The organism is Aliterella sp. E5.1 (assembly GCF_057473825.1).
In genome coordinates this window covers 1-12,194 of the sequence record NZ_JBYCCV010000104.1, presented here as the reverse complement: position 1 = coordinate 12,194, position 12,194 = coordinate 1, and the positions used below count along the sequence as shown (strand labels likewise).

Below are 12,194 nucleotides of genomic sequence, written 5' to 3'. Positions count from 1 at the left end.
TTTACTGCCTCTAGCTCTAAATGGGGAAAAGCTTGAGTAACTTGACCCATATCCACCTGCCTAACTCGTTGTTTGAGGACAAACTTTGTTGTTCACTACTCTACTATATTTGAACGCAATTTGGTATGATGATAATGATGCTTTGTGGCCTACGCCGAATACTACTTCCTTACGCGGGGCGATAAATAGCAGTACGATCGCACCAACGATTCGTTTTAAACCTGGCGATGAAGTGGAATATACCATCTACTTCCTCAACAATGGTGCTGCACAGGCAAGCAATGTCAATTTTATACGGCTGGTTTTCCTGGTTCTTGTACTGGCACAAATAGTGGTAGAAGTGCAGTGGTAGTCAATCTAGGCAATGTTCCTAATGCGACAGGTGCAGGTACGCCAGTCAATTCTTACGGCTTTATCCGTTTTAAAGCAAAAATTGATTAGTTAGTTGTTACTCCCGACATAATCAAAAAGCTTTATGGTGGAAAAGTTAGAATTTAGCTGATATTCCTCACTTTTAACCATGCCGCATTCTTATTTTGATTCGGAAAATAATAGCCACAAATCTTTTGAATTACCAGGGGCGAAACCCCACTACAACCCCGATCGCCCTGGACAAGTCGAGCATATTTTTTTAGACCTCAACTTAGATATTCCTAACCAAAGCTACACAGGGATTTGCACGATCGCACTAAAACCAATAACGACGGGTATTACTCGATTGTCATTAGATGCGGTTAACTTAAATATTCTATCGGTACAGATCGATGGGATACAGCAAAGCTTTGATTACGATGGATCTAAGCTAGATATCCGCTTAGATCCAGCAACAGAATCTGGGAAAGTAATAAAAATTGCGATCGCTTACTTTGTCGAAAAACCCCAACGCGGACTATATTTTATTACTCCTGACAAGCATTATCCTCATAAACCTACCCAAGTTTGGACGCAAGGAGAAGATGAAGATTCTCGGTTTTGGTTTCCTTGCTTCGACTACCCAGGACAATTAGCTACGTCAGAAATTAGAGTCCGAGTCCCTAAGTCTATGCTGGCTATTTCCAACGGGCGCTTAATTGAAACCCAAGAAGACGGCGACTCCAAAATTTACCACTGGTTGCAAGAGCAAGTCCACCCCACTTATTTGATGACTTTGGCGGTGGGAGATTTTGCCGAAATTGAAGACGAATGGCAAGGCAAACCCGTAACTTACTACGTGGAAAAAGGTAGGGAAGAAGACGCACGGCGCAGCATGGGCAAGACTCCCCGGATGATTGAGTTTTTTAGCGACAAGTACGGCTACTCTTACGCCTTCCCCAAATACGCCCAAGTCTGCGTTGATGATTTTATCTTTGGCGGGATGGAAAATACTTCTACTACGTTGCTAACCGATCGCTGTTTGTTAGACGAAAGAGCAGCTTTAGATAACCGCAATACCGAAAGTTTAGTTGCTCACGAACTTGCTCATCAATGGTTTGGCGACTTGGTAGTAATTAAACATTGGTCTCATGCTTGGATTAAAGAAGGCATGGCTTCATATTCTGAAGTTATGTGGACGCAAGAAGAGTATGGCAACCAAGAAGCCGCTTACTACCGTTTGCTCGAAGCTCGTAACTATTTAGCCGAAGATAGCAGCCGTTACCGTCGTCCCATTGTTACCCATATTTACCGCGAAGCGATCGAATTATACGATCGCCATCTCTACGAAAAAGGTGCTTGCGTGTACCATATGATTCGCGCCGAATTGGGTGACGATTTGTTTTGGCAAGCAATTCATACTTTCGTTCAAGATAACGCCCACAAAACTGTAGAAACTATCGACTTACTAAGAGCAATTGAGAAAGCTTCCGGGCGCAATCTGCTATTTTTATTCGATCAGTATGTTTATCGCGGCGGTCATCCTGATTATAAGGTTGCTTACACTTGGGATGGAGACATCAACTTAGCCAAAGTTACCGTTACTCAAACCCAAGTTAAAGAAGGTAGTAGTACCGATTTATTCGATCTCAAAATCCCGATTGCTTTTGGTTATACCCAAGAAGGAAACCCAACAGATTTTAAAACCTTCCCTGTCCGCATTTACGAACGAGAACAAAGTTTTTACTTCCCTTTGCCAGAAAAGCCCCAGTTTGTTAGCTTTGATGCTGGAAATAATTACTTAAAAACTGTTGCTTTAGAGTATGCTTTGCCAGAATTACAAGCACAGTTGCAATTTGACAAAGATCCTGTTTCGCGGATATATGCAGCCAAAGTGATCGCAACTAAAGGCGGATTAGAAGCTGTCAAGGCGCTGACTAATGCTCTAAAGAGCGATGAGTTTTGGGGCGTAAGAGTTGAAGTTGCCAAGAATTTAGCCGAAGTCAAGCTAGACCAAGCTTTCGATGGGTTGGTGGCTGGTTTGCAAGATGAAAATGCTCTAGTCCGTCGCGCGGTAATTGAAGCCCTATCACAAATTAAAACTAAAGCAAGTTACAAAGCAATTAAGCCTTTTGTTACTGGTGGCGATCCTAGCTACTACGTGGAAGCAACGGCGGCGAGAGCTATAGGTGCGATCGCATCGGTAAATTTAGAGGAGGAATCAAAAGAAAAAAAAGTTATTAAGCTGCTTAATAATGTTTTAGAAGACAAAGCAGGCTGGAATGAAGTTGTGCGATCGGGGGCAATTGGTGGGCTAAGTCAGTTAAAAACTTCCTCTGAAGCCCTCGACATCATTTTGCAGTATACCAAAGCGGGCGTTCCTCAAGCCTTGCGTTTAGCGGCTATTCGGGCATTAGGCACAATTTCGGCAGGTCAAACTCCGGTTAATTTGGAACGAATATTAGAACGCTTAGACGGGCTATCGGTAGAAACGTTTTTCTTAACTCAAGTTTCGGTAGTTGTAGCTTTAGGACAAATGGAAACCATTAAAGCGGCAGGTATTTTGAACGCTTTAGCCAGCCAAACTCCAGACGGGAGAGTGCGGCGTATGGCGGAGGAAGCCGTGCAACAAGTACAAGCAAAAGCTGGTTCCCAGCAAGCAACAAAGCAATTACGCGAGGAACTTGACCAACTAAAAAAAGACAATCAGCAACTCAAAAGCCGTTTAGAAAGTTTGGAGGCTAAGTCAGCTAGTAGTTAAGCTATAGTCTATCCGCGATCGCGCACTGCGATCGCGCTAAATCTCTCTTTTAGTTCAAAAAGCAGTTCGACACCCATTATTAATTATTGAAATAGAGCGATCGCACACGGCGACAGGAAAATTATGGCGTTATGGGTAAAAGAATTGGCGATCGCGTTACCCCAACCAAGATTCCAAATCCTCAACGCTTGTAAAATCCAGCAGAGCCTCACCCAAAGCCTCCAACTCCTCAAGATTTAGAGCGCTCACTTTGGTAGTCAGCGAAGATGATAGACCACCCAATTTTCTCTGAAGCAACTTGAGAACTAAGGCTTTCCCTTCAACGGTGCGACCCTGTTCCAGACCCTCAGCCCGACCTTCGCGGCAAATAGATTGATACATCGTAGACTCACGCATCACCGGACTCCTCATCAATCGTCGAATTATCTGCTCTTCTAATTCTAACCCCGCCAAGATACTTGTCGCGGCTACTAAATTACTCTGTTCTCTAGGGTCGCTTATTTGCTCTAGTTCCCCCACCACCCGCGCTAATACAATTTCTTTCTCTGATGCCTGACTCAATACGGCATCAGGTAACAATCCTGGGCTACTCAAAAATACTTCCACTGGTTCTTCCCATAAGCGAATAACGCGAAACTGGTGAGTCATCACAAGAGTTTGATATCGTTCTCGTCTAACTAAATCCGAACTTGTCTTCTTGAGGTAAATTACTACTTGTTAAATAGTTTGCTCTGGAAACTTGCGTTGTAAGCGTAGATAATAATCTGCCATCCAAAAAGGCATTGTTTCATCACCAACGGTTTGAAACTCCGTATGGAGAATCACATCGGTTGATTGCAATAGCATTACCGAATCGGCGCGAATTGGTTCTACGTTGAGTTCAGTGGGATTGATAGTAGTCAGACTAATTGATTGACCTAATAACCAAGCTGCAAAATCAGCAGAATACTGTTCGATGAGAAACTTTGAAATGTTGTCAATCACTGGTAGAGCATTGAGGGGACAAGCAGGACTACTTTATCTTAGTAATGGCTGTTACCGATGCCGTAGGACGCACGGTTAGTTTTACTAACAACAAAAATAACTTGCAGACGGCAGCAATTGACCGCAATGTTAGCGCGATTTTTTCCACTTACGACGCAACAGATCGTTAAACACAGGAAAACTGGCTAGACGAGAGCGGTAATCATATTTCGCATTCCTGGAGCTAAGTTGATATTAAATAAGTCGTAGGGATGGGCTTGTTTATCTAAGTGTTCGCCGTCCAGGGTGGCGGTGAAGTTGTCTCCCGTGAAGTAGCGAATACCATGCTTGGTAGAAATGCGATTATCAAAAAAAACCGTCCATGAAACCGGAGATGTATTGTAATCGACCAGAATCATCTTGCCAATCGATAATCACTAATAGCTCGGTAGAGTTAAATGGACTCTATAGGTATTTGTTACTTTTCTTATAAATACTTTGTACTTTTAAATACTATAATTAATAAAAAGATATAAATAAGTGGTTGTTTTTGGCGGCTGTAATTAAAGAGCTACCTAATCTTTAGATGAAAACCACAATAAAAGTACAATTCCCAGTGTGAGAGGCAGATCGAAGCGTGGGTCAGTATCAAGTTAGTCAAGAAAATCGACGCTACAACCCTGAAGCGTTAGTAAAATATTACCGTTTCCGTCCTTGGCTAGTATGGGGACGGATTTTAACTATTATTTGGTCTTTTTCGGGCTTTATTGTGGGGATGAAAACCGATGAGTGGTTGGGAAAAGCCGAAGAAAATCAGCCCAAACGAGCGACTCAACTCCGAGAAATCATTACTCGCTTGGGTCCTACTTTTATTAAAGTCGGTCAAGCCCTATCAACGCGCCCGGATTTGGTTAGAAAAGACTTTTTAGAAGAACTAATTAAGCTGCAAGATCAGCTACCACCTTATAGTAATGCGATCGCTTTTCAAACAATTGAAAAAGAATTAGGTCGTCCCCTAGAAGAACTCTACAGTGAAATTACCCCCCAGCCTGTAGCCGCCGCTAGTTTGGGACAAGTCTATCAAGCACGTCTGCACACTGGAGAAGAAGTAGCGGTAAAAGTACAGCGCCCAAATTTGCGCCCAGTTTTAAACTTAGACTTGTATTTCCTGCGCTGGGCGGCGGGTTGGCTTGCGCCTTGGCTGCCACTCAATCTCGGTCACGATTTGCAAACAATTGTCGATGAATTTGGGACAAAGTTATTTGAGGAAATTGATTACTTTAATGAAGGTCGCAACGCTGAGAAATTTGCGACAAATTTCCGCGACGATCCTCGCGTCAAAGTTCCATCTATTTACTGGCGCTATACCAGCACTCGCGTCTTAACTTTAGAGTGGATTAATGGCTTTAAACTCACCGATACCGATCTAATTAAGCAAGCCGGACTCGACCAAAATAAAATTATTGAAATTGGCGTAACTGCTGGGCTAAAACAGTTGCTAGAGTATGGGTTTTTCCACGCTGACCCCCATCCAGGAAACTTGTTTGCAACCCCTGATGGGCGGATGGCGTACATCGACTTCGGGATGATGGATCAGCTAACCGAGGAAATGAAAGAAACCTTGGTAGATGCGTTGGTGCATTTAGTCAATCAAGACTATATCGAATTAGCAGAAGATTACGTCAAGCTAGGATTTTTAGCCCCAAATACCGATATTCGTCCGATTGTACCTGCTTTAGAAGCTGTCCTCAAAGATGCGATCGGCGAAAGTGTAGGTAAGCTCAATTTCAAAACTATTACAGATTCCTTCTCGGAATTGATGTACGAGTATCCTTTCCGCGTCCCGGCAAAGTTTGCCTTAATTATTCGCTCTTTGGTGACGCAAGAAGGTATTGCTTTAAGCTTAAATCCAGACTTCAAAATTGTTGAAGTAGCTTATCCATACATAGCCAAGCGCTTGTTAAATGGTGAAACCCCCCAACTACGGCGACGGTTGCTAAACTTGCTATTTAAAAATGGCAAGTTTCAGTGGGAAAGGCTAGAGGACTTAATTGCGATCGCGCGCGCGGATAATAGTTTTGACTTATTGCCTACAGCGCAGATGGGTTTACAGTTTTTACTATCTGATGAAGGGCAGTATTTGAGACAGCAATTACTCATCGCTTTAACCGAAGACGATCGCCTGCATACGGCAGAAGTACAAAGGCTATGGAATTTGGTTAAAGATGAATTACAGCCAAATCGTCTATTTGATGTAGCGATCGGTGCTTTAAGCGAATTGTCCAGAGAGCGCACCGCCGCACTATTACCTGTTTTTAATGCTTTTAATGGCAACTCAGGTAAATGATTCTAGAACCTCTTTATAGCTAAAAGAGGTTCTTTCCACTCAATCACCAACTACAAATTACTATGTCTTACTATCCCGAACCGCCGTATTTTTTAATGTTTGCCGGATTTGCGATCGCTCTAGCGGCAGGTACGGCTTTTGCTGCTACCTTAAAACTAATTGTGGCAAAATGGTCGAGCGATCGCGCGGCGGCGACTAAGGCTCAATTACCTACGGGACAATTAATTATTCCGTACTTGGGTATTAATGGCGGAATATTATTATTTTTGGCGGCGGGATTAGAAATATTTGGTTTTCCTAGTTGGCTGGCAACGGCGACGGCTGCACCTTTAACCTTATTAATCGGTTTGTTAGTGTGGTATCAACTAGGCAGTATGTTGTCGTTTGTCGAAAAGAAAGGCTTTGAATCTTTGGATTTAGATTCTTGGCGTTAAAAGGGTAATTATGCAAATAATTCGCATTCCCGCGCTTACAGACAATTATATTTTTCTATTGCACGATCGCCAAAAAAACATTGCGGCGGTCGTCGATCCGGCGGTTGCAGAACCTGTAATAGAGCAACTGCAACAATTAAAAGCTAAATTAGTAGCAATTTTCAATACTCACCACCACCACGATCATGTCGGGGGAAACCAGCAATTAATCAAACGCTTTGATAATGTTGTAGTTTATGGTGGAGCCGAAGATCGCGGCAGAATACCCGGACAGCAAGTATTTTTAAAGGAAGGCGATCGCGTAAATTTTGGCGCTCACACTGGCGTTGTCTTTTTTGTCCCCGGACATACCCGCGCCCATATAGCCTATTACTCCCCCGCCACAGCGACAGAAACTGGGGAGTTGTTTTGTGGCGATACATTGTTTGCTGGCGGTTGTGGGGGATTGTTTGAAGGTACGCTAACGCAGATGTTGGAGTCTTTAAGCAAATTGCAAGCTTTACCAGACGACACGCGGGTATGGTGCGCCCATGAATACACCTTAAATAACCTCAAATTTGCTTTAACGGTAGATAGTAACAACCCTGACTTAAAAACTCGTTTTGCTGGCGTTCAAGCCGCCCGCAGCCGCAAGGAAGCAACAATTCCTTCTAATTTGGGCTTAGAAAAGCGCACCAATCCATTTCTACGTTGGCATCAGCCGACATTGCAAGCCGCCGTTAATAGCAGCGATCCAGTCCAAACTTTTGCTCGGCTGCGAGGAATGAAAGATCGGTTTTAATGGCATTTTTAATCTTATCTATCTGGGGTCCCATATCCGCACTTAGTATTAGCCCATTATGCAACGAGCGATCGTTTCTTCAAGCGAACTAACTCAGCAGATGCTTGAGCTTGGTATTATACCGGGTGGGGTTCTGCTAATACATTGCTCTTTTTCAAAGGTAAAGCCTGTTGAGAATGAACCTCTAGGCTTGATTACAGCTTTACAAAACGCTTTGGGTTCTGATGGCACACTGGTCATGCCCAGTATGTCCGATGATGACGATCGCCCTTTTGACCCTCGTGTGACTCCTTGCCTGGGTATGGGTGTTGTAGCAAATACCTTTTGGCAATTGCCAAACGTTTTACGCAGCGATAGCCCTCATGCTTTTGCTGCTATAGGTTCCAAAGCGGCTCAGATTGTAGCCTCCCACCCTGTTGACGTACCCCATGGATTAGATAGCCCCGTGGGGCGAGTGTACGAATTAAATGGACAAGTTTTATTGTTGGGTGTAGAACATGACGCAAATACTACTGTTCACCTCACAGAATATTTATTTGGAGTTCGTTACCGACGCAAGAAACACGTATGCCTTTGGCAAAACGGACAACTTTGCCGATTCGACTATGAGGAAATAGACCATTGCTGTGAGAACTTTCGGTTAGTAGATCGATGGCTGGAAGCAAAAAATTTGCAAAGACGTGGAAATGTTGGTCATGGGGAGGCTCGTTTAATCATGTCGCGGGACATCGTTAAAGTTGTGATGGAGCAACTGCAAAGCAATGAAACCGTTTTTCTAAATCCATTTGGAGTTGATGAAGAATGCAACGAAGCAAGAGCGAGTCTCTGGCGTTGAGAAAACGCTGTTTTGTCAAGCGGCGGTTGCGCGAAGTTCAGCCCTGATATTTAGCATCGTCGGGCGTACAATCTGGGGCGAAGAAAACGATTTAATTTGTTACCGTTGAAGATAAGATTTGCACAAAGGTTCAACTCGACATGGTTAATCCCCTGCTCGTGACCAAGTTGCATCTTCCATCGCCACCTTTGTCTCTGGTGCAGAGGAAACGTCTCCTAGAGAAATTAAATCAGGGATTAACCAGCAGACTGATTCTGGTATCGGCGGCAGCAGGTTTTGGCAAGACAACGGTATTGGGTGAATGGGCGCATCAAATCGAATTTCCGGTAAGTTGGCTGTCGCTAGATGAGCGGGATAATGACCTAATCCGCTTCTGGATATATTTTGTTACAGCCTTACAGCAAAGCAATGGCGGCATGGGGGAATCGACGTTGGCGATACTGCGATCTGGCGATCGCAGTATCGCTTCGCTATCGCCTGAGCTATTTCCATTTGAAGCATTCTTGACACCGCTAATTAACGAACTAACACAACTTCAAACAGAATTAATTATCGTCCTAGATGATTATCATCTAATTACAACTCCAGTCATTCATGACTCACTTACTTTTCTGTTGGAGTATTTACCCGCACAGGTACATCTGGCGATCGCTACTCGTGTCGATCCACCTCTACGCTTAAGTAAATTGCGAGTTCGCACTCAACTAATAGAATTACGTGCTGATGATTTGCGTTTTACAGAGGAAGAAGCGGGGGCATTCCTGCATCAGTCCCTAGCGCCGTCGCTAACAACAATCCAGGTGGCAACCCTTCAAAAGAGAACCGAAGGCTGGATTGCAGCACTACAGTTAGCCATGCTCTCACTGCGAGATCCGGCAAATCCTGCTAGATTGATTCTTTTGGCGGCAACCATCGGTATATTCTGGATTATTTGGTGCAAGAAGTCTTAGAGCGCCAATCGCAGTCTGTCCAATCATTTCTACCGCGAACCTCTATTCTGGGGCAGATGTACAGTTCTTTGTGTGCAGCCGTCGTCGCGCAAGATGCGATCGCTCGAACAGATATTTTAGAGCAACTAGAGCGTCAGAATTTATTTGTCGTTCCCTTAGATAGCGATCGCACCTGGTATCGTTATCACCACCTATTTGCCGAGTCATTGCGGCATATTTTGCATCGGACAGAACCCGATTGCGTATTGAGATATCACGATCACGCCGCCCAATGGTACGAACAGCAGGGAGACATTGCCAATGCCATTCATCACGCGATCGCTGCCAGAATGTTTGAAGATGCAGCAAGAATGATCGAACAGGAAATTCAGACGAGTGAAAATCCTCGCCTTAATGCGATCGTTTTGCGAAATGCTCTAGTAGAACTTCCTCCCCAACTAATTCATACCCGTCCCTGGTTGCTAGTCGCTAAAGCCTGGGCAGCGTTCACTTCTTCTCAATTTGCGGATGCGATTATTGCGATCCAAACTCTTGAACAGTTCCTCCATGAAAATAATCCTGTTCCTGAACCCACGGATCGACTTTGGGGATTAGTCTTTGCCTTTAAAGGAATGCAAGCCCGTCAACGAAGTAATGAAAACAAATATACAAGAACAGTTCAAAAAAGAACTTTGCAGAGCAAAAACAGCGATCACAAATCAAGACTTTGAGACTGCATGGACAGCCTTACAACGCGCTCACATTCTGGGACAAACTGACGCGATTTCTCACACGATCGCTCATTGGAATATGCTAAAACTTGCCTAGAAACAACGCGATTTTCAAGAGATGGCAGGGCAACTCATGCCAACACTTCTGGCAATTCCCTTAACGTTCCTATTTGGACAGATGAGATCCTTGAGGGGTGGTAAAGCCAACATCAACGACTCAGAAAAGATGTCTATCCCCGAAGATATTCAACAAATTCTGAATCAGTAGCGTTGCGTCTTTAACGGTTCCGAAACTATCCTTTCAACTATCCATTCGAGTAGGGATGAAATCGAATCTAAGAGCGACTTTAAAAGTACAGTCGCATCTCAATGAGGTTTCATAATGGAATGGACGATTGGATGGTGGCAAATCTCTGTTCAACGAGTTTATCCAACAACTACGCAGCTATCTCAAACCTATAATCGGGCTGCTTCCTGGTGGTATCAGCATCTTTATCTTTTGGGTTATCGTTATGCTTATCGAGAATTATGGCGATCGCTCAAAACTACCAATATTCTGCCTCCCTGGAAAGACAACATAAACATTTGTGATTGTGGTATTGGCACAGCAGCGTTCAGTCTAGCATTTGCTCAAACCATCAATCCAACAACACAGATTACTGGAGTGGATATCTCAAAGGCGATGCTCAACACAGCAGATCGACAACTCTCTCAGGCAAACATTCGCCACCAAATCTGTCAAAGTGATGTAAATACGTTGCCATTTGCAAATGAGTGCTTTGATGCTGTTATTAGCGCTCATATGCTCGAAATCTGCCAAGCCCAGCCCAAGGATTATAGGAAATGGTCAGAGTTTTGCGTCCTGGCGCACCATTGGTTCTGGTTGTAACTCGATCGGGACTACTCGATTCGCTCATTCAATGGTATTGGGGGAATCGATGCTTTACCTCAGCAGAACTATTAGCACTTATGCGTGCAGCAGGGTTAACTCAAGTTCAGCTTTTCTCGTTTCCGGTGGGACTAGCTCGTCTTACCAGCATGGTTTGTATCGGTAGGAGGTCATGATGTTTCTAAAAATCTGGCGTTTGCTAACACTGACCCTCGTCGCATTATTTATGGGAGTAGAGTTTGCTCATGCTTTAGAACTCCCTGCCAAGATGCAGTACGATGAGGCGCTTTATATAACAATTCAAAATAGCTTGTACCAATACTCTGGCGCGCCGGGTCCAGGTGCATTTATTACAGTAGGGGCAGTTCTTGGCGCGATCGCTCTCACCGTTTTGGTGCGAAAACGCCGAGTTGTTTTTTGGTGGACACTGGCAGGTACAATTTGTCTAGCGATCGCGTTTCCCTTCATCTATTTTCTGCGCATCGAACCTGTTAATGTTGTGATTGAACAGTCAAATGTAAGGTCAGTGCCAACCCAGTGGGAACAACTAAGAAACCAGTGGGAATACGCCCATTTCACCAATTTTGTTTTTAGTTTCACTGGATTCGTTGCCCTCGTGATTTCTATATTGGTTGATATGCCTCAGTCTAATAACCGTAACCTGCGCTTCTCGTCAGATAGGAGGAGACATCTTGAACAAGAAACTCATCAAACGGATTTTAAGTACCGTCGTGGCTAATCTGCCTCGATCGCCCACTGCACGAGTTGAATTATTACACCATTTGGGTCTGTGACTTGAAAAAACCTTTCTCCCCAGGATTCAGTTTCGATTGGTGTGGCGATCGCTACTCCTTCTGCTTGCAACCGCACGTATTCGCCATCAATATCATCCACCACAAAGACAATTAATAACCCGTCTGCTCGATGTCCGCGCATAGAAGATGGTTTAAAAGTTTCCAACCCAGTTCGGAGAAAAATTAGATTAAAACCAGCATCCTGCCTATCCCTCTTTTGTCACTTTCAGGAGAGTAAAATCTAGAACCTGCTTTAGCTCAGGATTTTGGCAAAATGACTACAAAGGAAGTCTGATGTGAGAAAATAAAGTTTAAAAGCTTTACATTACAAGCTTTTTCAAGTTTTAGTTTGTTTTTTCCTTACTCAGAGTGATAAAAG

Annotated in this window: 12 protein-coding genes and 3 pseudogenes; 12 read left to right on the top strand and 3 right to left on the bottom strand. The window is 43.9% G+C overall.

The features are described from left to right. The first annotated feature begins 109 nt into the window (after nt 1-109). Nucleotides 110-352: a hypothetical protein gene (locus AC2VE5_RS21070; protein ID WP_486889641.1), complete on the top strand. Its 243-nt coding sequence runs from the start codon at nt 110-112 to the stop codon at nt 350-352. A 168-nt stretch (nt 353-520) separates the two neighbouring features. Next, nucleotides 521-3,112, top strand: a complete 2,592-nt coding sequence (locus AC2VE5_RS21065) for a M1 family aminopeptidase (RefSeq protein WP_486889640.1) — start codon at nt 521-523, stop codon at nt 3,110-3,112. A gap of 156 nt (nt 3,113-3,268) precedes the next feature. Here AC2VE5_RS21065 and AC2VE5_RS21060 read toward each other — a convergent pair. Then, a pseudogene (locus AC2VE5_RS21060) lies at nt 3,269-4,096 on the bottom strand (Rpn family recombination-promoting nuclease/putative transposase). A 44-nt stretch (nt 4,097-4,140) separates the two neighbouring features. Between AC2VE5_RS21060 and AC2VE5_RS21055 the strand changes: the two are divergent. Next, on the top strand, nt 4,141-4,266 hold the full coding sequence (locus tag AC2VE5_RS21055) for a hypothetical protein (RefSeq protein WP_486889639.1): 126 nt from the start codon (nt 4,141-4,143) through the stop codon (nt 4,264-4,266). Nucleotides 4,267-4,281: 15 nt separating this feature from the next. Here the strand turns inward: AC2VE5_RS21055 and AC2VE5_RS21050 are convergent, their stop codons facing one another. After that, on the bottom strand, nt 4,282-4,494 hold the full coding sequence (locus AC2VE5_RS21050; protein ID WP_486889638.1) for a hypothetical protein: 213 nt from the start codon (nt 4,492-4,494) through the stop codon (nt 4,282-4,284). Nucleotides 4,495-4,712: 218 nt separating this feature from the next. Here AC2VE5_RS21050 and AC2VE5_RS21045 point away from each other — a divergent pair, with 218 nt between their 5' ends. The 9 genes and pseudogenes from AC2VE5_RS21045 to AC2VE5_RS21005 all read left to right on the top strand — a co-directional run bounded on the left by AC2VE5_RS21045 (nt 4,713) and on the right by AC2VE5_RS21005 (nt 11,760). Next, nucleotides 4,713-6,422, top strand: coding sequence for an ABC1 kinase family protein (locus AC2VE5_RS21045; protein WP_486889637.1), 1,710 nt, complete (start codon nt 4,713-4,715; stop codon nt 6,420-6,422). A gap of 62 nt (nt 6,423-6,484) precedes the next feature. Beyond that, nucleotides 6,485-6,856: a hypothetical protein gene (locus tag AC2VE5_RS21040; protein ID WP_486889635.1), complete on the top strand. Its 372-nt coding sequence runs from the start codon at nt 6,485-6,487 to the stop codon at nt 6,854-6,856. Between the two features lie 10 nt (nt 6,857-6,866). Beyond that, complete coding sequence (gene gloB, locus AC2VE5_RS21035; protein ID WP_486889634.1) at nt 6,867-7,637, top strand: hydroxyacylglutathione hydrolase; 771 nt, start codon at nt 6,867-6,869, stop codon at nt 7,635-7,637. A 55-nt stretch (nt 7,638-7,692) separates the two neighbouring features. Continuing rightward, on the top strand, nt 7,693-8,472 hold the full coding sequence (locus tag AC2VE5_RS21030) for an AAC(3) family N-acetyltransferase (protein WP_486889642.1): 780 nt from the start codon (nt 7,693-7,695) through the stop codon (nt 8,470-8,472). A 140-nt stretch (nt 8,473-8,612) separates the two neighbouring features. Continuing rightward, nucleotides 8,613-9,422 carry a hypothetical protein gene (locus tag AC2VE5_RS21025; RefSeq protein WP_486889633.1) on the top strand — a complete coding sequence of 270 codons (810 nt, stop codon included), beginning with the start codon at nt 8,613-8,615 and terminating at the stop codon, nt 9,420-9,422. Continuing rightward, nucleotides 9,407-10,132, top strand: coding sequence for a winged helix-turn-helix domain-containing protein (locus AC2VE5_RS21020; protein ID WP_486889632.1), 726 nt, complete (start codon nt 9,407-9,409; stop codon nt 10,130-10,132). The genes AC2VE5_RS21025 and AC2VE5_RS21020 overlap by 16 nt, the downstream gene beginning before the upstream one ends. Continuing rightward, nucleotides 10,056-10,400: pseudogene (locus AC2VE5_RS21015) on the top strand (DUF3703 domain-containing protein). The gene AC2VE5_RS21020 and the pseudogene AC2VE5_RS21015 overlap by 77 nt, the downstream one beginning before the upstream one ends. A gap of 114 nt (nt 10,401-10,514) precedes the next feature. Next, entirely contained in the window at nt 10,515-11,021 is a 507-nt protein-coding gene (locus tag AC2VE5_RS21010; protein WP_486889631.1) for a class I SAM-dependent methyltransferase, read from the top strand. A 172-nt stretch (nt 11,022-11,193) separates the two neighbouring features. After that, a complete protein-coding gene (locus AC2VE5_RS21005; RefSeq protein WP_486889630.1) occupies nt 11,194-11,760 on the top strand; it encodes a DUF1772 domain-containing protein in 567 nt (188 codons plus the stop codon). On the opposite strand, the pseudogene AC2VE5_RS21000 reads toward AC2VE5_RS21005, so the two are convergent. Beyond that, nucleotides 11,757-12,023, bottom strand: a pseudogene (locus AC2VE5_RS21000) (VOC family protein); the annotation flags it as partial. The gene AC2VE5_RS21005 and the pseudogene AC2VE5_RS21000 overlap by 4 nt on opposite strands. Nucleotides 12,024-12,194 lie beyond the last annotated feature (171 nt).